The sequence below is a fragment of the Arthrobacter sp. EpRS71 genome (assembly GCF_001512285.1).
Taxonomy (GTDB): Bacteria; Actinomycetota; Actinomycetes; order Actinomycetales; family Micrococcaceae; genus Arthrobacter.
Map to the genome: position 1 here is coordinate 222,295 of NZ_LNUV01000001.1, position 21,864 is coordinate 244,158.

The following is a 21,864-nucleotide window of genomic DNA, read 5'->3' on the forward strand; positions in this document are numbered from 1 at the left end:
TAAATCAGATCACTGACACGGTTCGAGGGACCGTGTACTGGCCGGGGGTGGACCATGAGCACCACGTCAGACAACGCCTTGGAAGCGACGCCTTCAGGTGAGGAGCCAGAGCTTAAACGAGTGCTCGGACCCAAACTGCTCCTTCTCTTCATTGTGGGTGACATTCTGGGGGCCGGGGTCTACGCGGTCACGGGGACCATGGCAGGGACAGTCGGTGGCATCGTCTGGTTGCCGTTCCTGCTCGCCTTTGTGGTGGCCACCCTCACCGCGTTTTCCTACCTCGAATTGGTGACCCAGTACCCCCAGGCTGCTGGAGCGGCGCTCTACACGCACAAGGCCTTCGGGATCCATTTCGTCACCTTCCTCGTGGCGTTCGCCGTTGTTTGCTCCGGCATCACCAGTGCCTCAACATCTGCCAACGTCCTTGCCCAGAACTTCTTTGGTGGCTTGGAAGTCAACGGCTGGATGGACGTGCCGGACCGCGGCGTGATCACAGCGGTAGCCTTGGGCTTCATGCTGCTGCTGGCGGCGATCAACCTGCGTGGAGTTGGGGAGAGCGTGAAGTTCAACGTCATTCTCACAGCAGTGGAGGTCATCGCCCTCTGCGTCGTGATCGGGGTGGGCTTTTTCGTCATGGCGCAAGGAACCGGCAACGTCCAGGAAATCTTCGTGTTCACCGACTACCAGGACAAGGGTTTGTTCCTGGCCGTTACCGCAGCCACCTCCATTGCCTTTTTCGCCATGGTTGGTTTCGAGGACTCCGTCAACATGGTTGAAGAAACCAGGAACCCGGAGCGGATTTTTCCCCGCACCATGCTGACTGGCCTTGGCATCGCAGTGATTCTCTACATGCTGGTTGCTGTGTCCGTGGTCAGTGTGCTCACTCCTGCGGAGCTTGGGCAGATCAGGGAGGCCGAAGGTGCGGCACTCCTTGAAGTGGTGCACAAAGGCTCTCCCGACTTTCCCATCGACAAGATCTTTCCTTTCCTCGCCGTCTTCGCCGTAGCCAACACAGCATTGATCAACATGTTGATGGCCAGCCGGCTGATTTATGGCATGGCACGCCAGCACGTTCTGCCGCGGTCCTTGGGAAAGGTCTTGCCGGGCCGCAGGTCACCATGGGCCGGAATCGTGTTTTCCACCGTTCTTGCCCTGGGACTGATCTGGTACGTCAGCAGCGACCCCTCAAGCAACATCGTGGCGAATCTTTCCGGAACCACGGCCTTTCTCCTGCTGTGCGTTTTCACACTGGTCAACGTGGCATGCGTCGTTCTCCGCCGAAAGCGGGATCCGCACCGGAAAGTGTTCTTCACCTCTCCAGGACAACTCCCCTTGGTTGCCGCTGTGCTCTGCGCTTTTCTCGCTGGTCCCTGGGTGGGCAGGAGCCCCGTCCAGTACCAAGTGGCCGGCGGCCTGATGGCCATCGGCGTGGTGCTGTGGTTCATCACCTGGCTCATTACCAGGAAGAGCAACGGCGGCGGAGGAGAACCGGCGGTTGCCAGCGCGGACGCTGACACGAACAGCCACAGATCACAGCAGCCACCGCAGGACTAACCCGGATTCACGTCAGGGAGTCGAAATCTCCCCGCGTCCATGCTGCATGCCGCTGGGCAGAGTCCTGCAGAATGGTTTTCGCTCCGGCGGCTATCACGTTGTTGAAGTTGCCGTAGATGCGATCGAACTCCAGCTCCTCCAGCTGGGCGGCGATGCGCAACGCCACAGCTCCTGACAGTGGCAAACGATTGGGATAGCTGCGCATGAACGCAACCGTGCGCCGGTCAGGGTTGGGAAAGACGCTGTCGCCGGTCAGCAGTACCCCTTTGCCGCCCGCTCCGGTTGCCCAGTGAGCCACCGCGCTTCCCGGGAAGTGACCGCCGGTCTGATGCAGGGCCAGCCCCTCGGCAATTGTCATGCTGCCGGACCAAGAGGCGACGCTTTGGTCATTGCGGCCAAGCCAGTGGCGATCCGCCTCGGCCACCAGGACAGGGACGTTTCCAAGGCGCCGCGACCATTCCACCTGCACGCCAAACATGTGAGGATGGCTGGCCGCGATTGCAACGACGGGACCATGCTCAAGGACCAGTTTCACTGCCTTGTCATCGATGTAACCCACAGGGTCCCACAGCAGTGAGCCGTGCGGCGTCACCACAAGCTGGGCAGTTTGGCCAATACCGACCTTGGGCTCTGTCCTGATCCCGATGAGTCCGGGTTCATTTTCCTCCATCACCGTCTGCTGGCCAGCCCGCTCCAGCCCGTCCAAGGTGAGCCATTGCTGTCCGTCCTCGGGCACGTACTGCCGTTCGTCGGCGCAGATCGGACAGAGATCGGGCACGGGTTCATCGCGTTCTACGGCGCAGGTAGCGCAGATCAGCATCGGGCGTCCTTCCACAGCACGTTATTCCGCTTGCTCCGCCGGGTGACCACAAATGATCATCATGCTTACTATTGTGGAGCAGTCGAAGTTGGAGAGGGACACCACACTAGGAGCGGACATGGCACTGAGCAAGGGAACACGCGTGGAGTGGGACACCCCGCAGGGTAAGACGCACGGAAAAATCGTGGAAAAGAAGACCAGCAACTTTGAACTGGACGGAAACAAGCACGTGGCCAGTGAGGACGAGCCGCAGTACGTGGTGGAATCAGCGAAAACCGGCGCCAGGGCAGCGCACAAGGGCTCCGCGTTGACTGAGAAGAGCTAGCGGCATGAAACGCGTCCACGAGGTTGCCATCATCGGTGGCGGCAATGCAGGCGTGTCCCTGGCCGCCCGGTTGAAGCGTTACGGGGTCAAGGACATCGCCCTGATCGAGCCCAAAGAACACCACCTCTACCAGCCACTGTTCTCGCATATCGCCGGCGGTCGGGCGGAAGTCAAAGAAGCCGTCCGGAGCCAGGAGTCCGTAACCCCAAAGGGTGTCGAGTGGATCAAGGACAAAGCCGTAAACGTGGATGCGAAGTCCAACTCGGTGACGCTGGCGTCCGGTTCCGCGGTGACCTACCAACACCTTGTGGTGTGCCCCGGGCTGCAGTACGACTGGGACGCCGTGCCGGGGTTGGCTGAGGCAGTGCACTCACCGTACGGTTCCTCTCACTACGAGTTTGGGCTTGCGCCCAAGCTCTGGACGCTCTTGAGCTCCATGACGTCCGGCACTGTCATCTTCACTATGCCCGCTGGACCTGTAAAGTGCGCCGGAGCGAGCCAGAAACCGATGTACCTGGCCTGCGATTATTGGAGGGAACAGGGCGTCCTGGAGAACATCCGGGTAGTCATGGTCCAGCCATACCCCACAGTCTTCGGCGTTCCCGAGGTGGACGTTGAGCTTGACCGCAAGATCGCCGAGTACGGCATTGAACTTCGGACCAACAGCGAACTCGTGGCAGTGGATCCTGCGCATCGTGTGGCCACCATCCGCAACATTGCGGAGCACACCTCAGAGGAGCTGCCGTACGACGTCCTCAACGCCGTTCCGCCCCAGTCAACGCCGGACTGGCTCAAGGCCACGGATTTACCTGCTAACGAAGACCAGTACGGCTTTGTGGAGGTGGATAAGGAGACTTTGCAGCATCCCAGGTACCCCAACGTCTGGTCTCTGGGCGACGCCGCAGGTACCTCCAACTCGAAGGCCGGCGGGGCGCTCCGCCAGCAGACCAAGGTTCTGGCGAAGAACCTGCTCTCGGCCCGGAAAGGTGAACCTCTCCGCGCGAAGTACAACGGATACTCCGTCTGTCCGTTCACGGTTTCGCGGAACACTGTGGTCTTTGCCGAGTTCGATAATGGTTACAAACCCATGCCAACCATCCCTAAAGTGCCTACCTGGAAGGAAAGCCGGCTTGCCTGGTGGGTGGACCGCGACATGTTCCCGCAGGTTTACTGGCACCTGATCCTTAAAGGCCGGGCGTAGAGACGCCAAGAGACCGGTCAGGCCACCAAGCCCGGCCGGTCTCTTGTTGTGAACTCTATGTTGTGAACCTAGGCGGGTTGAATGTTTTCTGCCTGCGGACCTTTGGGGCCCTGCGTGATGTCGAATTGGACTTTCTGGTTCTCCTCCAGCGAACGGTATCCGCTCGACGTAATTGCTGAGTAGTGAGCAAAAACGTCGGGGCCTCCATCGTCCGGGGCGATGAATCCGAAACCCTTTTCAGCGTTAAACCACTTAACTGTTCCTGTTGCCATGCCTTTATTTCCTTCACCCGGTCGCCGGTCGGTCCCGCTGGTCGGTTTGCCGTCCCTGCCACTCACGATATGAGCCTATGGGCCTGTACCGCCCGGGGCAACACATTTGGCCGGGCAACACATCAAACAGGATGGTTTGGAACGGCCGGGCGCCGCCTCAGGCTTTTGGTGTTTGCTGTGCGGGGTCTGCCGATTCCGTGCGGCGTAGCCGGCGAAGCGCCAGCAACGGAAACAGGAGTACAGAGAGCATCCCCGCACCTACCAGGGCGGAGGAGATCCCACTGGTGATGAGTCCGTGGTCCCGGCCAATGGTGGTCACCGCCACGATGATGGGCAGGGCTGTGGCCCCGAACAGCATGAGGGCACTTTTGTCCTTTCGACTCGAGCCGGGCGGTGCGGCGAGCAAGGACGGCACGCCGCGGATGATCAGCAACAGGGCAAGGAACAGCGGGACCATGGCGAAGGTCAGTGGGCTGGAGGTCAATGCGCCCAGATCAAAGTCGATGCCGGTGTCGATGAAGAAGATGGGAACCAGGAAACCGAAAGCTACGGCGTCGATCTTCGTCTCAATCACTTTCCGGTCCACCTCAGGCGCCCGGGCTATGGTGACCTTCCAGAGGACTCCCGCGGCGAAGGCGCCCAGCAGCATGTCGAGCCCCAGAATCATGCTGAGCACCACCAGCGTGCTGAGAATCAACAGAATGGACCTCATGGCGAACTGGCTGCTGGTGTGCAGCGTGGCAGTGACTTGGGCGTGGAACAAGGTATGCCGTGCTTGGGATGCAAAGTAGATTGCCACGCCGGACAAGAGGACGAAGCCCAGGAGAACTCCTGACGCCACTCCCAGTTGTTTGCCACTGAAGAACAGCGAGATGGCTATCAACGGACCAAACTCGCCAGCGGCGCCCAACGCGGTAACGGCCACGCCGATTGGCGACTTGGACGCACCCGCGTCCCGAAGAATCGGCAGTAACGCGCCCAAGGCAGTGGAGCTCAGGGCGACGCCGACGATCACGGCAGCCTCCGGTGAGGGGACCAGCACAAAACCTGCGCCGATGCCTGCCGCCAAGGAGATGACCCAGCCAGCAGAAGCACGGTACATGGGACGGCCGCGTATTGCTGTGAAATCGATCTCGTTGCCGGCCACGAAGAACAGCATGGCCAATCCAAAATCAGCAAGCGTATCGGTAAACGCGGTGGATTGGACCCAGCCCAGGAGGCTCGGACCGAACAGGATTCCAAGAACAATCTCAAAAACCACTATCGGTACTTTGACCCAACGGTTAAGCAGCCGGGTGGCAAGAGGGGCCACAACAGCCATGAGGGCGATCAGGACCAGCGACGTGGACAAGCCTTGCATCGGCAGTGCCTCCGGTACCTCGGCTGCTTCAAGGAAAAGTACTCCAAAGCTACCGCCACCGCTCACCGTGCGCCATAACTCGAAGCCTCAGGAAACCGGCCGGACTGGCCATTCCTTACCCGCCCACGGGTCATAGTCTGCGATCAGCTCCTCCTGGGGCGGACGCCGCTCTTCGGGGACGTGCTGAAGATTAATACGGACCCGATACCAGAGGGAACTCGATCCCCGCATCCCGTCAATGAGGACGTCGGCCGGATGCAGCAGGGAAACAACGTCCGCATGCCGGTCCTTCCACTCCCGAAGTGCAGTTTCGGCCTCAGGCTTGGTTTTGGTCCGGGCCACTTCGATGAGCGGCATCACGGACACCCGGCGGCCTGATCCATCTCCGCTCCTGGGGGCTTTCTCTGCGGGTCCAAGCTCCGCGGCCAAGGCGAGAAGCCGATCGAGCGAGCCGGCTGCGTCGTCGATACCTGCGTGCGGGTCTCCCGATTCCGCAAAACGTGCGGGTACTGATTGGACTGTGAACTGCTCCGGCCGTGCGGAGCGCACTTCTTCCCATGTGAGCGGGGTTGAGACCCGGGCGTCGGGGCGGGAACGAACCGAGTAGGCGGAGGCAACGGTGCGGTCCTTGGCGTTTTGGTTGAAGTCCACAAAAACACTTTCACCGCGTTCTTCCTTCCACCATTTGGCCGTTGCCAGTCCGGGAGCGCGGTTCTCCACTTCGCGGGCAAGGGTTTCTGCGGCGAGGCGCACCTCCCGATAGGACCAGTGGGGTGCGATGCGGACCAGGATGTGGAGCCCGCGGGATCCACTGGTCTTCGGCCAGCCCACCAGTCCGACGTCGTCCAGAACCTCCTGTGCGACGTAGGCGGTGTCCACAATCCGGGACCAGTCGACTCCCGGCATGGGGTCCAGGTCCACCCGGAGCTCGTCGGGATGGTCAAGGTCCTCTGCGCGCACGGGGTGCGGATTGAGGTCCAGGCATCCGAGATTCACTACCCATGCAAGGCCTGCGGCGTCACGGATGACCGTTTCCTCGGCCGAGGTGCCGGATGAGTAGTGGAGGGTTGCCGTGTCAATAAAGCCAGGGTGGTTCTCTGGCACGCGTTTCTGAAAGAACGGTTCGGCGTCGATGCCTTTGGGGAAGCGCTTGAGCACCATGGGCCGTCCGCCTGCGCCACGCAGTGCCCCTTCTGCGACGGCAAGGTAATAGTTCACCAGATCGAGCTTGGTCACCCCTGGCTCGGGAAACACCACTTTGTCCGGATTGGAGATGCGGACCTCATGGCCGGCGATCTCGAGGATCTCGGCCGGGGGCTTCGACGGGTTCATGCGGCCACGCTAGCAATTACCAGCCCTCCCAGCCAGAGTTGCGGGGGAGGAAAGGCTAAGAAACTGTGAATCCGGGGCCGTGGAATTTGGAAACTGGCTTTAAAAATATAAGTAGGTATGGTGATGTCATACCGAAAATACTGAAGGAGCAGAAAATGTCCGGCAAATCACCCAGCAGTGCCAAGTCGAAAAAGACTGGTAAGACAATTCTCGAAAAGCGTGCCGAAAAGAGAGCAAAGGCCGAAGGCGGCGATAACGTCTTTTCCAAGCCAAGAAAGAACCAACGGTAAGTCCAAGGAGGGGCTGCGCCGCGCGCGAAGGCCGGAGGGCCGACAGCCCGCGCGTCCTGCACCAGGTTTGCAGAAACGAGCACTGAAAAGTGATTGAATCGGAAGTTAAAGGCATGCAGCAATTAATGACTGTTCTTATAATACCTGCGCGCATCAATGAATGCATCCGGGTGGAGCGCATTGAGCCCGCTATGGAAATGCGGCAGTCACTCGTGGAGGGAAATGTTGAAGCCATTTCAGGCCGTGGATGGCACGTTCTCCTGAACGACCAAGCGATCCACATTCCTTTGCCACCGAACCCGCGGGCTGAGGTTTTGATCAGGGAGGCAGGAACCCCCATGGAGGACACCGTCAGCGGCACCGCCGTTTTCCTTGGTCATGGAAGTAACGGCACGGACCAGGATGTGCCGGGCCATCTGCTGAGCTTGGCGGAGCGGCTGTTCCAGACTCGGCTGGCAGCTTAAGAAGCGGGCGTTCCCAGGTGAGGCCGGGACGGGCCGACTATATTGGCCCTGTCAGCCCACCACCACCTTTGAGGGAGCCTGCACACCATGGCCAAGGAACTTGCCACCCAACTCATCGAACAACTCCAGGCTGCCGGGGTGCAGCGCATCTACGGAATTGTGGGCGACAGCCTGAATCCAATCGTGGACGCTGTCCGGCAAACAGGAGGCTCCGCGAAGGGCGGTATCGACTGGATCCATGTACGCCATGAGGAAGCTGCTGCCTTTGCTGCTGCTGCAGAGGCTCAACTGACGGGAAAGCTGGCGGTCTGCGCGGGCTCATGCGGCCCCGGCAACCTGCACCTGATCAATGGGCTGTATGACGCCAACCGCACCGGAGCGCCGGTGCTTGCCATCGCCTCACACATCCCCAGCAAGCAGATTGGCAGTGGCTTCTTCCAGGAAACCCATCCGGACCGCTTGTTCAACGAGTGCTCTGTGTATTCGGAAATGATCAGTACCGCCGAGCAAGCACCGCGGGTGATGCACAGCGCCATCCAGAACGCTATTGGTCTTGGGGGAGTCGCGGTGGTCACCTTGCCTGGCGACATCGCCGGGCTTGAGGCTACGGCCCCAACTCCGCTTCCGGCCACGTTCCGACCGGCCGCCTTGATTCCGGACCCGGCAAGCGTCCGCGAACTGGCGGACGCCATTAACGACGCCGGAAAGGTCGCCATTTTCGCCGGGGCAGGTGTTGCGGGCGCCCATGATGAACTGATCGCCCTGGCTGAACGTATTAACGCCCCTATCGGCCATTCCCTGCGGGGCAAGGACTTTGTCCAGTACAGCAACCCTTTCGATATTGGGATGACCGGGCTGCTGGGCTATGGTGCCGCGGCTGAGGGCATTGAAGACGCGGACCTGCTGATCATGCTTGGCACCGACTTTCCCTACGACCAATTCCTCCCGGACACCCGGACGGCCCAGGTTGACCGCGCCGCACAGCGGTTGGGGAGGCGGACCGACGTCGACATTGCAGTCCATGGCGACGTCCTGCCAACGTTGACGGCACTGCTGCCGCTGGTGACGCCGAAGAAGAACCGGCGCTTCCTTGACCAGATGCTGAAGAAGCATGACCGTCTGATGAACAAAGCTGTGGGCGCCTACACGCGCAAGGTGGAGAAAAAGCAGCCCATCCACCCGGAGTACGCTGCGTCGCTGCTTGACCAGGTTGCGGCCGAGGATGCCGTCTTCACGGCTGATACCGGCATGTGCAACGTCTGGACGGCGCGCTACATCAATCCGCTGGGAACGCGTCGGCTGATCGGCTCGTACCTCCACGGATCCATGGCCAATGCACTCCCGCACGCGATCGGCGCGCAGCTTGCCTATCCCGGACGGCAGGTCATTTCCGTTTCCGGAGACGGGGGACTGTCCATGTTGCTGGGCGAGCTGATCACCGTGGCCGCGCACCGGCTGCCGGTGAACGTTGTGGTCTTCAACAACTCAACCCTGGGCATGGTCAAGCTGGAGATGCTGGTGGACGGCCTTCCCGACTTCGGAGTGGACGTACCGGACGCCAACTATGCGGCGGTGGCCAAGGCCTTGGGTTTCCACGCTGTCCGCGTTACGGATCCCGCTGACGTCGAAGCGGCGTACCGGGCCGCGTTTGCTCATCCTGGTCCGTCACTGGTGGAGCTCATTACCGACCCCAACGCGTTGTCCATCCCACCGAAGATTTCCGGGTCCCAGGTCATCGGCTTTGCGACCGCCATGTCCAAAGTGGTGCTGAACCGCGGCGCCGGGGAGGCTGTCAGCATGGCGCGCAGCAACCTGCGGAATATTCCCCGGCGCTAGCTACAGCTGGCGGGCGGCGGCCAGGTAGGGTGCTGTCCGGCTCGTTTCGGAACGCTCGACGACGGCTGGCGGGCCTGCGACCATCACCCTGCCGCCGGCGTCGCCGCCGCCGGGGCCTAGATCGATCACCCAGTCGGCGCCTGCGACAACGTCCATCTCATGCTCCACCACGATCACCGTGTTGCCGGCGTCCACCAGCCTGTGCAATTGGGCCATCAGAAGTTGAACATCGGCAGGGTGCAATCCGGTGGTGGGCTCGTCCAGCAAATAAAGGGTGTGGCCGCGTTGGATGCGCTGCAGCTCGGAGGCGAGTTTGATGCGCTGTGCTTCGCCCCCGGAAAGTTCCGTGGCGGGTTGGCCCAGCCGGAGATAGCCCAAGCCCACCTCGCGAAGGGTTTGGAGGCTACGGGCAACGCCGGGGAGATCAGCCAGGAATTCGGACGCTGCGTTCACCGTCATGCCCAGGACTTCGGCAATATTGCGTCCACGGTAGGTGACTTCCAAGGTTTCCGGATTGAATCGTGAGCCGTGGCATTCGGGGCAGGGACCGTAACTCCCCGGCAGGAACAGAAGTTCTACTGCAACAAAGCCTTCTCCTTGGCAGGTTTCGCAGCGGCCGCCAGCCACGTTGAAGGAGAACCGTCCAGCCCCGAAACCTCGTGAACGGGCGTCCGGAGTGGCGGCGAATTCCTTCCGGACTCCGTCGAAGAGCCCTGTGTAGGTGGCCAGGTTGGAGCGGGGGGTCCGGCCGATGGGCTTCTGATCGACCTTCACGAGCCGATCCAACTGGTGCAGCCCGGAAATGAGTCCCACAGCGTCCGGCATCGGCGGGATGTCTGCATCGAGGGCCTCCGGATGCAGCGCAGCCCCCACCACCTCCGCAAGAACGTGGCTGACCAGGGTGGACTTACCCGATCCGGACACCCCTGTCACTGCTGTGAGGACGCCCAGCGGGAACTCTGCATGGACGTCGCGAAGGTTGTGCCTGTTGACGTTGTGTAAGGTGAGCCATTCCTTCGGTGGCCTGGGCGAGGCTGGACCGGTTCCGGCGGCCACCACACCGTCGTCGTGAGTTGCCTCGGCACTTTCGGCGCCAAGACTACGGTCAGGAAACAAGAAGGGGCGCGTCACGGACTCCTGGACATCCGCCAGTCCGCTTACAGGGCCGCTGTAGAGGATTTCTCCTCCACCCTCGCCTGCGTGCGGCCCAACATCCACCAACCAGTCGGCCGCCCTGACCAAGTCCATGTTGTGCTCCACCACGAACACCGAGTTACCGGAGCTTTTGAGCTGATCCAGCACAGCCAGGAGCGGCTCGGCATCGGCTGGATGAAGTCCGGCAGATGGTTCATCAAGTACGTAGATGACACCGAACAGCCCGGACCGCAGCTGCGTGGCGATCCGGAGTCGTTGCATCTCACCGGGGGAGAGCGTTGGTGTTGGGCGACCCAGCGCCAGGTAGCCCAGCCCCAGCTCAAGGAGTACGTTGACCCGGCCCAGGAGATCGCGGGTGATGGCGAGGGCTACCTCGTTGACTTCCCCGGAGGTCTGGGTACGCGAGGCTGTGCTGGCCGCTGTCAATTGCGTGGTGGGGCGGATGATGTCGGCCAGTTCTGTCATCGGCAGGGAGTTGAGCTCGGCGATGGTTTTTCCGGCGAAGGTAACGGCCAGTGCTTCCGGCCGGAGCCCGCTGCCACCACATCGCGGGCACTGCCCCGTTTCCATGAAGCGCAATACCCTGTCACGCATCGAGGAGCTTTTCGAGTCGGCCAGGGTGTGGAGCACATAGCTTTTGGCGCTCCAGAACCGACCCTTGTACGGTTTGGCGACTCGGTCGCGTTGCGGTGTCACTTCCACGACGGGCTGCTCTTCGGTGAAGAGGATCCAGTCGCGGTCCTTCCTGGGGAGCTTCCGCCACGGCGTGTCGACGTCATAGCCCAGGTGAGTGAGGATGTCACGGAGGTTCTTGCCTTGCCAGGCGCCGGGCCACGCGGCGATCGCACCATCCCGGATGCTGAGTGAAGGGTCCGGAACCAGGGACTCTTCGGTGACCGTGTGGGCAACACCGAGTCCGTGGCACTCGGGGCAGGCGCCAGCTGCAGTGTTGGGGGAGAATGCATCAGAGTCCAGCTGGCTGGCCCCTTCGGGATAACTTCCGGCTCGGGAGAAGAGCATGCGTAGTGAGTTGGATAGTGTGGTCAGCGTGCCAACACTGGAACGTGCGGTTGCCGTGCCGCGGCGCTGTTGAAGGGCGACGGCGGGAGGCAGCCCCGTGATGGATTCCACCTTGGGGTTGTGGCCCTGTTGGATGAGGCGCCGGGCGTAAGGTGCCACGGATTCGAAGTAGCGGCGTTGGGCTTCGGCAAAAATGGTGCCGAACGCCAGAGACGATTTTCCGGAGCCTGAGACTCCGGTGAACGCGACGATTGCATCGCGGGGCACGTCCACGTCCACGTTTCGGAGGTTGTTTTCGCGGGCTCCGCGGACTCTGACGAATCCGTCCTCGGACTCTGCCGACTGTGGTGTCGGCTGGATGCTGCCGGGCTGCCGGGCGATTGTCAGTTCACTGTCCATTGACATGACTCTATCGGCCCCACGAGCCGGCGCGCTTCGGCGAGCCCGGTCAGGGATGATCCCATGGCGCGGAATTCATGCTCCCCGGCCGCTGCCGCGTAACGTGTTCCGTCCGGCATGTCGACCCCGGCCGTGACCCCTTCCGGAATGTCGAGCCGCAGAATGAACTTCCACCTTCCGTAGCGCGGGCCTCCACCCAGGAGGACAATGCGGTTTATGGCAGATCAAAGTGGCAATGAAAACGTGGTCAAGCGGCTGATCGACTGCATCAACGAACGCCGTATTGACGTCATGGATGAGCTGTTCCATGATGACGCGGTGATGCACTGGCCGCAGTCCGGGGAAATTGTGCTCGGCGCCGGGAATCGCCGGGGGATTTACAACGCTTTTCCGCAGTTGCCCACCATCACGCCCCGCCGACTACTCAGCGGCGGGGATCTAGTGGTGGCAGAAGCGCTGCTGGATTACGACGGACCTCAGTACCAGACGGTGTTCATCTTCGAGTTCCGGGACGGCAGGATTGCCAAGGAGACGGCGTACTGGAGCGAGCCCTTCCCAGCTCCGCAGTGGCGCGCCGAGTGGGTGGAGATCAGCGGCGGCTAGTCGACCGCGGGCCGGCGTCGTTGCTGTTTGGTTGCCGACCTGTGCTCCTTTGCCACGCGGTGGCGCCGGGCAGAGCCCTTGGTCGGCTTGGAGGGGCGGCGGACGGTTTCCGGGACCAGGCCATTGCTGATGAGCCGGGCCAGCTTGGCCAAGGCAAGCTCGCGGTTACGAAGTTGGGACCGTTCCTCGGAGGCTGTGACTGTGATGACTCCCGCCACCAGTTTTGCTCCGAGGCGCCTGAGCAGCAGCAGCCTTTGCTCATCTGTCAGCGCGGAGGAATCGGCGACATTCCACAGCAATTCTGCGCGGCTGTCGGTGGTGTTGACGTGTTGACCGCCCGGACCCGACGAACGCGAAAAGCGCCAGCCAAGCTCCGACGCGGGAATCGTCAGCAAGGGCGGGATTTCCAGGTCCATGGAACAAGCCTCGCACGTCCCGGACGTTCATGGGGGCATCCATGCGAGGACATCCACAGACACGTTTTTAGGAATTAGGTAAGCCTAAGCTAATCTTTCATTTTGTGATTGAACTGAACGAACTCTCCGGCCTTGAAGCCGCGGACCTCGTCCTCCGTTACGGGGACAAGGACGTGGTGCACGGCGCGGGCCTCAGGCTGGAACCGGGCCGCATCGTAGCCCTGGTGGGTCCGAATGGCAGCGGCAAGTCCACACTTCTGCGGGCCCTGGCCCGTTTGCACGAGGCATCATCCGGTTCTGTGACGGTTCGACCCGCTGACGGTGAAGCCAGTGACGCCCTCATGATGAAGCGCAGCGATTTCGCCCGGCATGTGACGTTGCTATCCCAGAGCCGTCCCGTGCCGCACGGCCTGAGTGTTCGTGATGTTGTCGAGTTCGGCCGCCATCCGTACCGCGGACGGTGGCGTGCCGCCGATCCGGAGGGCCCGGCCGCCGTCCACCGCGCCATGGAGCTGACGGGTGTTGCTGAGCTTGGGAGCCGTGGCGTCCACGAACTGTCCGGAGGGCAGCTTCAGCGCGTGTGGCTGGCAAGCTGCCTCGCGCAGGACACGTCCGTCCTGCTGCTCGACGAGCCGACAAACCACCTGGACCTGCGCTACAAGGTGGAGATTTTCGACCTCGTGCACGACCTCGCCCGCGTTCATGGCGTGGCCATTGGTGTTGTTCTGCACGATCTCGATGAGGCCGCCGCATTGGCCGATCACGTGGTGGTGCTCTCCGAAGGCCGCATCGCAGCCGCCGGGCCGGCTCATGAGGCCCTCGACGCAGCGCTCCTGAGCGAGGTCTACTCCATCCCCATCGTCACCCACACAGACCCGCTGACCGGCCGGCTGCGCACTCGCGCGGTGGGTCGGCACAGCAATAGCTAGACCCCCAAGCGTCACCACAACGAGTCAATCCCCACCACGAAAGGGACCCCGCGTCCATGAAGATCCACAAGGCCCTTGCGGCCACTGCCGCACTGGCAGTCCTGCTCACCGGCTGCGGCACCACCGAAGGCCCCGCAAGCTCGGCATCAAACACCGCCGCTGCCGGAGGAGCCATCACCGTGACCGATGCCCGCGGCACTGAAGTAAAGCTCGACGGCCCTGCCAAGCGTGTAGTGGGCACTGAATGGAACGTGGTGGAGAACCTGACCACTCTCGGCGTCATGCCAGTGGGCGTCGCAGACGTCAAGGGTTACAGCGCGTGGGTTACCGCCGGCAAGCTGGACAGCACCCCCACGGACATCGGAACCCGCAACGAGCCCAGCTTCGATACCATCGCGTCGTTGGATCCTGACCTGATCGTCGCCACCACCGACCTCGCCGAGCCCGTCATCAAACAACTCGAAGAGTTGGCTCCTGTGGTTGTAGTGAAGTCCGCCGATGGCAGCCGCCAGATTGCGCAGGCCGAGGACAACCTGAAGCTCGTCGCCAAGGCAACCGGCACCGAGAAAAAGGCCGACGACGCCATCGCCGCATTCGATGCCGCCGTCGCCAAGGGCAAAGCTGACCTTGAGAAGGCCGGACTCGGCGGATCCCGCGTAGCTTTCGCCGATGGCTGGGTAGCTGACGGCAAGGTCTCCATCCGCCCGTTCACCAAGGGTTCCCTGCTGGCCGATATCAACACTGAACTTGGCCTCGTGAACCCGTGGACGGTTCAAGGCGATCCGGCTTACGGCCTGGGCTCCACCGACGTCGAAGGCCTGACCGCTGTCACCGCCGACCACTTCGTGTACATCACCAACAGTGCCGACGGCGATTTCACCGAACAGTTGACCGACAACGCTGTCTGGAAATCCCTCCCCTTCGTCTCAGCCGGCAAGGTGCACCGCCTTTCTGACGGCATCTGGATGTTCGGCGGCCCTGCCTCGATGACCCAGTACGTCGACGCGATCGTCGCGTCCCTGACCAAGTAGTCCCACCCGCATGACCGACACTGTGAAGAGGCCCGCCATGACCGTACCCACGGCCGTGGCAGGTGCTCCCGTACCAACCTCGCCGTCCGGACGAGGTGGCCGCTTTCGTTCCGGCCCAGCCGTGGTGGCTGGCGTTGGAGTAGTTATTCTGGCCCTGTTTTCCATGATTCACCTGACTCAAGGAACGGCCGACGTCGGCCCTTTCCAGTTGTTGGGGCTTCTCGCCGGAGACGGAACAGACCAGGAAACCGCAGTGTTGCTTGCCTCGCGGGTGCCGCGCCTTTTCGCCGGCCTGCTGGTCGGTATCGCGTTGGGGGTGGCCGGCGCAGCCTTGCAGTCGGCCACCCGCAACGTCCTTGCTTCCCCTGACACGCTGGCTGTCAACGCCGGCGCACATTTCGCGATTGTTGCTGTGGCCGCGTTCGGCCTGACACTTCCGGCCGTCTTGTCCGGTGGCATCGCGTTCATCGGCGGCCTCGCCGCGGCAGTGCTGGTGCTTGCCTTGTCCGGCGGTGGTGCGAACGGAAATGGCGGTCCCATCCGTTTGGTGCTGGCCGGTACGGCACTTGCCCTGGGGTTGCATTCAGCCACCAGTGCCCTCCTTCTGTTGTTCAGCCAGGAGACAACTGGCCTTTACGCCTGGGGCCAAGGCAGCCTCGCGCAGTCACGCACCGACGAACTGATCCAGTTCACACCGGTGGTTCTTCTGGCCATCGCCGGCCTCTTTCTCTTGGCCCGACGGATGGATCTTTTGGGTCTGGGCGACGACGCCTCGAGGCTGGCCGGTGCGGATCCGCGCCTGGCCCGGGTCGGCGCCGTCGTGCTTGCCGTGGTCCTGTCCGCTGCTGCTGTGACCATCGCCGGTCCGATCGGTTTCGTGGGCCTGTGCGCGCCTGCCATCGTGCGCCTGCTGGCCTCCCGACTTCGCGGACTGGGCCGGCACAGAACACTGCTGCCCATCTCCGGCTTGGCCGGTGCAGTGGTTGTGATCGGCGCGGACGTGCTGGTTCGTGGACTTTTCGGCGCCCAGGCGGGGGTTGAAGTGCCCACCGGCGCGGTCACCACAGTCTTCGGCGCCGTATTCCTTGTCATCCTGGCCATGCGGATGTCCGACGCCGGATTGAGTGGTGCCGGTGACGCCCTGGCAAAGCTTCGATCCCGCAGGTTCTTCCTTGGCGTGGTGATCGGGCTCTTGGTTTTGCTCACCGGTTTGCTGGTGGCCGGAGCACTGCTGGGCGACGCGAAGCTGCTCCTGGGGGATCTGGTCAATTGGCTCACAGGTCAATCCGGAAACCGCGTCAGCGCTGTACTGGGCACCCGGATGCCGCGTGTCCTTGCCGCCGTACTCGCCGGAGCTGCTTTGGCTCTGGCCGGCGCCTTGATTCAAGCGGTGTCCCGCAATTCCCTGGCCGAGCCCGGAATCCTTGGCGTCTCCGGCGGTGGCGGCCTCGCAGCAATCATCGTCATCACCACTGTCCCCACAGCAGGGTCCTGGGTGATTACCGGCTCCGCGCTCGGGGGAGCGGCATTGTCCGCGCTGCTGGTCTTCGGACTGGCTTTCCGGGGCGGGCTTCAACAGAACAAGCTGGTCTTGATCGGCATTGGCATTTCCGCAGGGCTGGCAGCCGCCATCACTGTTCTTCTGGTGACCACTGACCCGTTCAACCAGACAAAAGCCCTGACCTGGCTGTCTGGCTCTACCTACGGCCGCAACTTCGCCTCAGTTCTGCCCCCGCTGCTGGCCTTGGTGCTTGCCCTGCCCGTGCTCGCGGGCATGCGCCGTGATCTGGACCTGATTGCAGTGGATGACGACTCTCCCCGTGTGCTGGGAATCGGGCTGTCCGGGTCCCGGCTGCTCCTCCTTTCCGTGGCGGTACTCTTGACCGCTGGAGCCGTCTCTTCGGTAGGCGTCATTGCCTTCGTTGGGCTTGTGGCACCGCATGCGGCCCGCACTTTGGTTGGCGCACGACACTCCCGTGTCCTGCCGGTTGCCGCACTGATTGGCGCCTCCACGGTGGTGCTGGCTGACACCATCGGCCGCACGCTGATCGCACCGGCGCAGATACCCGCTGGAATCATGACGGCGTTGGTGGGTGCGCCCTACTTCGTGTATTTGCTGTGGCGTTCCCGCGTGGACCGCACCGTCTGATCGTTTAGCGACGTCCGGATACGGGTTGGCGAGAGGAGGCACGCGCTGGAGCCGGAGTCATTTCCTGACTTCCTGGCCATAGCCCTGAAAGAGAGTCTCGATCCGCGTCGCCAGCCGCATAGGATCGAGTCATGGCCGGTTCCCTGGATGTCCTTGGCCCCATCCTGGAAATGATGACGTGGGTGGGGTTCGTTCCGGGCGTGCCATTGTTGATCAGCGCATGGATCATTGCCAAGCGTCGTTGCGTCTGGGCCACCGCAGATGGAAAACAATTCGCCGCAGGCGGCTTCCTGGGACTGCAGTGGCAGGATCAGTCGAACGAGGAACAAAAAGTCCTCCTGGACATTCCTGCTCGGGAGGACAGCATTGATCCCGGCACCGTGGTGGTCCACTATGACCTCTGCCATCCGTCCCGGTGCTCGCTCAGGCCGCCCCGCCACGACAACACGGTGTTGATTCTGGGCTGGATCCTCACTGGGGTTGGGATACTCAGCACCCTCGGAGGATTCGTACTTCTCCTCCTCTAGCCCGGATCTTCCTCCAGCCAGGGCCTCTTGAACAGCTGATCGCTCAGGACTAGCGTTTCCCGCGCGCGGTCAACGCGCACGGCTAAATGGAGGAGGCTGCTATGAGTGAGACCACCGCAACGTTGATGGTGGACTTGATCATTTCCCTGGACGGCTACGCTTCTGCCGAAGGGTGGCCAGGCTGGTGGGGGTTGGAAGGCCCGGAATACTTGGCCTGGCTTGATGAGGAGGGAAGGAAAGAATTCACCACCATCATGGGGGCCACCACGTATCGGGTGATGTCCAGCATGTCGGAGCAAGCGTCTGAAGACAGCTCCGGGTTTTCGGAGGAAGAGGGTGCCAGCTTGGGCGGTTTGGCCGCCATGCCCAAGATCATCTTTTCCTCCACGTTGAAAGAACCCTTGGTGTGGCCAAACTCGGAGCTGATTTCCGGTGACGCTGTGGAGGCCGTTCGGGAATTGAAGAGGACCAGATCCGGTACCTTCAGCACGCTGGGCAGTCCGAGCCTCTGCCGTTCCCTGCTGATGGCCGGGCTGGTGGACAGATATCGCCTGGTGATCTTTCCCGTGATCACCGGCAGGACCGGAAGCGAGCGGATCTTCGACGGGTACCCGGACGTTTCCCTGGAGCTGGTGGAGAGCCGGACGTTCGATGGCAGGTCTCAGTTGCTGGAGTACGTTCCCACTGTGATTGATGGGCCGCCGCCGGCAAGGCAGGGCTGATTACCTGTGAGTCCACGTCCAAGTCAACGCCGGAAACTCCTTAAGTACCCTCCACAGGAGAAGCGGTATTGGGCAAGCTGGAGTGCTGGGCTACCTGGCGTATTGCGTCTGCTGGCCACTGGCGTGTTCGAGCAGCGGTGCCATGCACTCTGCGTAGTACGTCATGACTTCGGCGAAAGTGAGCAACTCCGGTCCTTCGGCAGCGGTGCCTTCAGCGTGCTGCGGGACAGTCGGGTCCATTCGGCAGAGGACCGGTTCGCGGCTGACACCGTTGGCCGTCAGGGTTGCAATTCCCCAGGGTCGGCTGTGGTCGGTCACGGAAATACCTGCTGCATCGAAAGTATCCCGCAGGACGTAGTGGGTGACTGTTCGCCATGACTGGAGAAATGGCGGCTGCAGCTGCTCTATGAGGTCGTCGTCCTGGCGGCGGTAGGCGTCCGCGAGGGCAGCTGTCAGTCCGTCCCACTCGTTGGCGTCCCGGACCATAAGATGCGCGGTCCTCAGGCGGTCAATGGTTTCGCTTAACGTCATGGCAGTCCCCAAACTTCCCGTCGTTTTTCCTGCCCCGCGGCGCAGGCCTGACCTCCGTCGGCAGGTCACTATCAAAGAGAACGGATGAAGCCACAGCATGATTCCCTGAAAACCACGCGCTCTGCTTTTTGGCCTGCCAGCGACATTCCTCGTCCGCCTAGCAAATCAGTAGCCTTACTAATAGGGTAGCTATGGGGAACGACCCCTAGGACGCGAAGTTGAGTCCAGGCACGAGGAGAAGTGAGGCCCGTATGACTGAAGAACAAGCCATCAGCAAAGTCACCGACATCATCAACGACTCCAAGATCGGAATGCTGACCACCGTCAACGAGTCCGGCGCATTGGTCAGCCGGCCCTTGGCCGTTCAGGAAGTCAAGGACGACGGCGACATGTGGTTCTTTACGGGACTGGGAACATCGCAGGTTGCCCACGTACGCCAGGATCCGCGAGTCAACGTTTCCTTCGGCAAGAAGACCGAGTGGGTCTCCGTGGCAGGAACAGCGGAGGTTGTCACAGATCGGCAGAAGATCCACGAGATGTGGAACCAGGTGGTGGAGGCGTGGTTCCCCGATGGCCCTGACACCCCTGAGGTTTGCCTGCTGCGCGTTGACTCGGACTCAGCAGAGTACTGGACCAGCCCGGGCGGAACGGCTGCTACCGTTCTTCAATGGGTCAAGTCCAAGGTCACAAATTCGCGTTTCAGCGTGGGCGAGAGCGGCACCGTGGAATTATAAGCCGCCGTGGTTGATGCCGAGCGGTTTCGGGTTCTCCTGGAGGACGAACGGAATCGCAAACTCGAACTGCTGAAGGCGCTGCGAAGCGACATTACCTCCGTCAGTCTCGCCCGGCAGGACTCCAACGTGGACGATGAACACGATCCCGAGGGCAGCACCATAGCGTTCGAGCTATCTCAGGCATCTGCCCTCATGGGCCAAAGCCGGGTTGGATTGGAGCAGATCGAAGAGGCGCTGGCCAGGATAGCGGACGGAACCTACGGGCAGTGTGCGGTTTGCGGCGTAGCCATTCCCGAGGGCAGGCTTGAGGCCAGGCCATGGACTCCCTTTTGCGTCGACCATGCCTCAGGTAAGCGACATTGACTGACGAAGACGTTGGTTCAGCTGGACATGCCCGGTGACACCGGAACGAATTCAATGCCCTGCTGGACCTTCTTCTTGGGTCCCCGGTCAAAGCCCTTGGCGTCCAGATGATTCGCCGCCCGGTAGCTCGCCAGTGCTTCGTCATAGATTTCGTTCAGCCGCCGTGCGGTGAAGACCTCCTCGGTCCCGTCGGAAAAAACCACGGACACCTCGGCGCTGGCGGGAAAGTGCCGTTTCATCCGGATGAATCCTTGGGCGTCCTGGTGCAGGGAGATCACGTGGCAACCGCGCTTTCAGTAGTGGTGGTACATGCCAGTCTTCCGTACCATCGGCGCATTCGCAGCAATGAGCGGCGTTCGAGTCGGAGACTCGCCGGTTCCGAACACCATGCTCAAGGCAGGGAGTCCTTGTCTGATGCGGTTTCGGCCGTGCTGGCCCGGTCGGCCGCTGCGCCCTGCTTCCTGCTGGCCAGCAGGAACGGAACAGCTATGAGCTCGACGACGCCCGATATTGCCAGTGATGCCGGATAACCGTAAAGATCAGCTCCCCGGCCCAAGGCAGGCTGGATCACTACGCCGCCGCTGGAACCCATCAGCGAATCAAAACTCAGGACGGTGGCTCGCTGCTTGGACGGGATCATGTCGTTCACGTACGCTTGCCGGACGGGCGTGGCCGCGGAACCCACAACGGCCCACAATGCGAGCAGAACCAGGGCCACCCAGAAGATCCGCGTGAATCCCAAGACCAGCAGGATGAGGGCGCTCACCACTGCGCTGAGGATGAGCACGGATGTTCGCTTGTGGAACATTTGCCGTGCGTGCGGGGCGAGCCAGCCCCCAAGGATCTGCGAACCGGCGACTATCGCAGCAGCCAAACCAGCGATGGAATACGCTTTGGGGTCGCCAAAAAGGTCCAGCAGGTACGGCTGCAGTGCGTAGAAGACATAGAACCCGACGCCAGCGCTGAAGGGCGCTGCCAACATCACGTAGCGGACGGGCGGGTTCTTCAATCCGTTCTCGATCGATGCCGACAGCACCGCGCGCGTGGCGCGGAGGGGGTGCGTTGAACGCTCAGGTGAGAACCCGACGTCGTGCATGAGTCCGAAAGCGACAGCAAACATGCCAAGCAGCACCAACACGCGAAGGAGGAACGGCACGCCAAGGTTGGTTGCCTGGGCTATCACCCCGCCGGCCACTGAACCAAGCAGCATCGCTACACCCTGGACCATCTGCCCGCGGCCCAGCACCGGTTCCAATCCGCCGTGGTAGCCCGAAAAGCGCAGGGCATCGACGAGCCACGCCTCCACAGCGCCGGAAAAGAACGTGAAGCCGAGGCCCAGGAGGACAGAGACAACGGCCCACATCCAGAACGGCGCGGAGATCTGCCACATCACGAAATAAAGGTAGGTGGATACGGCCAACGTCACCGTCCCCAGCAGGAACGAGACACGACGCCCCCAGCCGTCTGCTATAACGCCCGTGGGAACTTCGAAAAGAACCATGCCAACAGTGAAGAAGGCATTGGCGGCAAACGCCTCCAGATTACTCAGGCCAGCGTCCAGGAGGAAAAGGGTGTTGATACCCCATATGAAGGACGCCGCCACGGTATTGCCAAGCGTCAATGTCAGGTAGACGCGTTGGATCTTTCGGGCGGCATCATTCAGGGTGTCGCCGCCCTCACCGGTGCCGGGAGTGACCACCAGCCAATTCTCGTCCCGTGTCCCGTACTCCGCCAGGGATTCCGGTGACTGCCGGCTAATTTTCGTGACTGGCTGCGGTGTCAGGGGAGGCTGCCCCCTCGCTGACATCCCGGCGCTCAATGGCCCAGCCAT

Annotated in this window: 23 protein-coding genes; 14 read left to right on the forward strand and 9 right to left on the reverse strand. The window is 62.0% G+C overall.

The window, feature by feature from the left end; all coding sequences use genetic code 11:
* Positions 1–54 precede the first annotated feature (54 nt).
* The gene (locus tag AR689_RS01000) at positions 55–1,554 is read left to right on the forward strand and encodes an APC family permease (protein ID WP_062065549.1); all 1,500 of its coding nucleotides are present in this window, start codon (positions 55–57) and stop codon (positions 1,552–1,554) included.
* A gap of 7 nt (positions 1,555–1,561) precedes the next feature.
* On the opposite strand, the gene AR689_RS01005 is transcribed toward AR689_RS01000, so the two are convergent.
* Positions 1,562–2,374, reverse strand: coding sequence for an MBL fold metallo-hydrolase (locus tag AR689_RS01005; RefSeq protein WP_062065552.1), 813 nt, complete (start codon positions 2,372–2,374; stop codon positions 1,562–1,564).
* 118 nt (positions 2,375–2,492) lie between these two features.
* Between AR689_RS01005 and AR689_RS01010 the strand changes: the two genes are divergently transcribed.
* Together AR689_RS01010 and AR689_RS01015 are read left to right on the forward strand one after the other, a co-directional pair.
* Entirely contained in the window at positions 2,493–2,699 is a 207-nt protein-coding gene (locus AR689_RS01010; RefSeq protein WP_062065555.1) for a hypervirulence associated TUDOR domain-containing protein, read from the forward strand.
* Positions 2,700–2,703: 4 nt separating this feature from the next.
* Positions 2,704–3,900, forward strand: coding sequence for an NAD(P)/FAD-dependent oxidoreductase (locus AR689_RS01015; RefSeq protein WP_062065558.1), 1,197 nt, complete (start codon positions 2,704–2,706; stop codon positions 3,898–3,900).
* A 68-nt stretch (positions 3,901–3,968) separates the two neighbouring features.
* Here the strand turns inward: AR689_RS01015 and AR689_RS01020 are convergent, their stop codons facing one another.
* The 3 genes from AR689_RS01020 to ligD form a co-directional block, all read right to left on the reverse strand.
* The gene (locus tag AR689_RS01020; protein ID WP_014921815.1) at positions 3,969–4,172 is read right to left on the reverse strand and encodes a cold-shock protein; all 204 of its coding nucleotides are present in this window, start codon (positions 4,170–4,172) and stop codon (positions 3,969–3,971) included.
* 157 nt (positions 4,173–4,329) lie between these two features.
* Positions 4,330–5,598, reverse strand: coding sequence for a cation:proton antiporter (locus tag AR689_RS01025; RefSeq protein WP_231745391.1), 1,269 nt, complete (start codon positions 5,596–5,598; stop codon positions 4,330–4,332).
* A gap of 21 nt (positions 5,599–5,619) precedes the next feature.
* Positions 5,620–6,864 (reverse strand): non-homologous end-joining DNA ligase, encoded by a 1,245-nt coding sequence (ligD, locus tag AR689_RS01030; protein ID WP_062065564.1) that lies wholly within the window; start codon positions 6,862–6,864, stop codon positions 5,620–5,622.
* A gap of 155 nt (positions 6,865–7,019) precedes the next feature.
* Between ligD and AR689_RS23625 the strand changes: the two genes are divergently transcribed.
* From AR689_RS23625 to AR689_RS01040, 3 genes are all read left to right on the forward strand, one after another.
* Entirely contained in the window at positions 7,020–7,154 is a 135-nt protein-coding gene (locus tag AR689_RS23625) for a hypothetical protein (RefSeq protein WP_286158866.1), read from the forward strand.
* Positions 7,155–7,279: 125 nt separating this feature from the next.
* Positions 7,280–7,618, forward strand: a complete 339-nt coding sequence (locus AR689_RS01035) for a DUF3846 domain-containing protein (protein ID WP_231745392.1) — start codon at positions 7,280–7,282, stop codon at positions 7,616–7,618.
* An 87-nt stretch (positions 7,619–7,705) separates the two neighbouring features.
* A complete protein-coding gene (locus AR689_RS01040; RefSeq protein ID WP_062065567.1) occupies positions 7,706–9,454 on the forward strand; it encodes a pyruvate dehydrogenase in 1,749 nt (582 codons plus the stop codon).
* Here the strand turns inward: AR689_RS01040 and AR689_RS01045 are convergent, their stop codons facing one another.
* Positions 9,455–12,028 carry an excinuclease ABC subunit UvrA gene (locus AR689_RS01045; protein ID WP_231745393.1) on the reverse strand — a complete coding sequence of 858 codons (2,574 nt, stop codon included), beginning with the start codon at positions 12,026–12,028 and terminating at the stop codon, positions 9,455–9,457. It abuts the gene before it with no gap.
* Positions 12,029–12,244: 216 nt separating this feature from the next.
* Between AR689_RS01045 and AR689_RS01050 the strand changes: the two genes are divergently transcribed.
* Positions 12,245–12,631, forward strand: coding sequence for a nuclear transport factor 2 family protein (locus AR689_RS01050; RefSeq protein WP_062065573.1), 387 nt, complete (start codon positions 12,245–12,247; stop codon positions 12,629–12,631).
* Here AR689_RS01050 and arfB read toward each other — a convergent pair.
* Complete coding sequence (arfB, locus tag AR689_RS01055) at positions 12,628–13,047, reverse strand: alternative ribosome rescue aminoacyl-tRNA hydrolase ArfB (RefSeq protein ID WP_062065576.1); 420 nt, start codon at positions 13,045–13,047, stop codon at positions 12,628–12,630. The genes AR689_RS01050 and arfB overlap by 4 nt on opposite strands.
* A gap of 104 nt (positions 13,048–13,151) precedes the next feature.
* Here arfB and AR689_RS01060 point away from each other — a divergent pair, with 104 nt between their 5' ends.
* The 5 genes from AR689_RS01060 (at position 13,152) to AR689_RS01080 (ending at position 18,405) form a co-directional block, all read left to right on the forward strand.
* Complete coding sequence (locus AR689_RS01060; RefSeq protein WP_062065579.1) at positions 13,152–13,976, forward strand: ABC transporter ATP-binding protein; 825 nt, start codon at positions 13,152–13,154, stop codon at positions 13,974–13,976.
* Between the two features lie 56 nt (positions 13,977–14,032).
* Positions 14,033–15,007: an ABC transporter substrate-binding protein gene (locus AR689_RS01065; protein WP_062065582.1), complete on the forward strand. Its 975-nt coding sequence runs from the start codon at positions 14,033–14,035 to the stop codon at positions 15,005–15,007.
* Between the two features lie 10 nt (positions 15,008–15,017).
* Positions 15,018–17,156 (forward strand): iron ABC transporter permease, encoded by a 2,139-nt coding sequence (locus AR689_RS01070; RefSeq protein WP_082697719.1) that lies wholly within the window; start codon positions 15,018–15,020, stop codon positions 17,154–17,156.
* Positions 17,157–17,287: 131 nt separating this feature from the next.
* Positions 17,288–17,683, forward strand: a complete 396-nt coding sequence (locus tag AR689_RS01075) for a hypothetical protein (protein ID WP_062065588.1) — start codon at positions 17,288–17,290, stop codon at positions 17,681–17,683.
* 101 nt (positions 17,684–17,784) lie between these two features.
* On the forward strand, positions 17,785–18,405 hold the full coding sequence (locus AR689_RS01080) for a dihydrofolate reductase family protein (protein ID WP_062065591.1): 621 nt from the start codon (positions 17,785–17,787) through the stop codon (positions 18,403–18,405).
* A gap of 90 nt (positions 18,406–18,495) precedes the next feature.
* On the opposite strand, the gene AR689_RS01085 is transcribed toward AR689_RS01080, so the two are convergent.
* Complete coding sequence (locus tag AR689_RS01085) at positions 18,496–18,936, reverse strand: hypothetical protein (RefSeq protein WP_197412774.1); 441 nt, start codon at positions 18,934–18,936, stop codon at positions 18,496–18,498.
* Between the two features lie 251 nt (positions 18,937–19,187).
* Between AR689_RS01085 and AR689_RS01090 the strand changes: the two genes are divergently transcribed.
* The gene (locus tag AR689_RS01090; RefSeq protein WP_062065594.1) at positions 19,188–19,670 is read left to right on the forward strand and encodes a pyridoxamine 5'-phosphate oxidase family protein; all 483 of its coding nucleotides are present in this window, start codon (positions 19,188–19,190) and stop codon (positions 19,668–19,670) included.
* 6 nt (positions 19,671–19,676) lie between these two features.
* Positions 19,677–20,033 (forward strand): TraR/DksA family transcriptional regulator, encoded by a 357-nt coding sequence (locus AR689_RS01095; protein WP_062065597.1) that lies wholly within the window; start codon positions 19,677–19,679, stop codon positions 20,031–20,033.
* Positions 20,034–20,050: 17 nt separating this feature from the next.
* Here the strand turns inward: AR689_RS01095 and AR689_RS01100 are convergent, their stop codons facing one another.
* Both AR689_RS01100 and AR689_RS01105 read right to left on the reverse strand, forming a co-directional pair.
* Positions 20,051–20,311, reverse strand: coding sequence for a hypothetical protein (locus tag AR689_RS01100; protein ID WP_062065600.1), 261 nt, complete (start codon positions 20,309–20,311; stop codon positions 20,051–20,053).
* A 113-nt stretch (positions 20,312–20,424) separates the two neighbouring features.
* The gene (locus tag AR689_RS01105) at positions 20,425–21,732 is read right to left on the reverse strand and encodes an MFS transporter (RefSeq protein WP_062066076.1); all 1,308 of its coding nucleotides are present in this window, start codon (positions 21,730–21,732) and stop codon (positions 20,425–20,427) included.
* Positions 21,733–21,864: the final 132 nt, after the last annotated feature.

Excerpts from the sequence above, each read along its gene's own strand:
- ligD (WP_062065564.1), bottom strand. The coding sequence starts at position 6,864 with ATGAACCCGTCGAAGCCCCCGGCCGAGATCCTCGAGATCGCCGGCCAT.
- AR689_RS01035 (WP_231745392.1), top strand. The coding sequence starts at position 7,280 with ATGACTGTTCTTATAATACCTGCGCGCATCAATGAATGCATCCGGGTG.
- AR689_RS01050 (WP_062065573.1), top strand. The coding sequence starts at position 12,245 with ATGGCAGATCAAAGTGGCAATGAAAACGTGGTCAAGCGGCTGATCGAC.
- AR689_RS01045 (WP_231745393.1), bottom strand. The coding sequence starts at position 12,028 with ATGGACAGTGAACTGACAATCGCCCGGCAGCCCGGCAGCATCCAGCCG.
- AR689_RS01085 (WP_197412774.1), bottom strand. The coding sequence starts at position 18,936 with ATGACGTTAAGCGAAACCATTGACCGCCTGAGGACCGCGCATCTTATG.
- AR689_RS01040 (WP_062065567.1), top strand. The coding sequence starts at position 7,706 with ATGGCCAAGGAACTTGCCACCCAACTCATCGAACAACTCCAGGCTGCC.
- AR689_RS01010 (WP_062065555.1), top strand. The coding sequence starts at position 2,493 with ATGGCACTGAGCAAGGGAACACGCGTGGAGTGGGACACCCCGCAGGGT.
- AR689_RS01065 (WP_062065582.1), top strand. The coding sequence starts at position 14,033 with ATGAAGATCCACAAGGCCCTTGCGGCCACTGCCGCACTGGCAGTCCTG.
- AR689_RS01000 (WP_062065549.1), top strand. The coding sequence starts at position 55 with ATGAGCACCACGTCAGACAACGCCTTGGAAGCGACGCCTTCAGGTGAG.
- AR689_RS23625 (WP_286158866.1), top strand. The coding sequence starts at position 7,020 with ATGTCCGGCAAATCACCCAGCAGTGCCAAGTCGAAAAAGACTGGTAAG.
- AR689_RS01080 (WP_062065591.1), top strand. The coding sequence starts at position 17,785 with ATGAGTGAGACCACCGCAACGTTGATGGTGGACTTGATCATTTCCCTG.
- AR689_RS01090 (WP_062065594.1), top strand. The coding sequence starts at position 19,188 with ATGACTGAAGAACAAGCCATCAGCAAAGTCACCGACATCATCAACGAC.
- AR689_RS01005 (WP_062065552.1), bottom strand. The coding sequence starts at position 2,374 with ATGCTGATCTGCGCTACCTGCGCCGTAGAACGCGATGAACCCGTGCCC.
- AR689_RS01075 (WP_062065588.1), top strand. The coding sequence starts at position 17,288 with ATGGCCGGTTCCCTGGATGTCCTTGGCCCCATCCTGGAAATGATGACG.
- AR689_RS01015 (WP_062065558.1), top strand. The coding sequence starts at position 2,704 with ATGAAACGCGTCCACGAGGTTGCCATCATCGGTGGCGGCAATGCAGGC.
- AR689_RS01070 (WP_082697719.1), top strand. The coding sequence starts at position 15,018 with ATGACCGACACTGTGAAGAGGCCCGCCATGACCGTACCCACGGCCGTG.
- AR689_RS01020 (WP_014921815.1), bottom strand. The coding sequence starts at position 4,172 with ATGGCAACAGGAACAGTTAAGTGGTTTAACGCTGAAAAGGGTTTCGGA.
- arfB (WP_062065576.1), bottom strand. The coding sequence starts at position 13,047 with ATGGACCTGGAAATCCCGCCCTTGCTGACGATTCCCGCGTCGGAGCTT.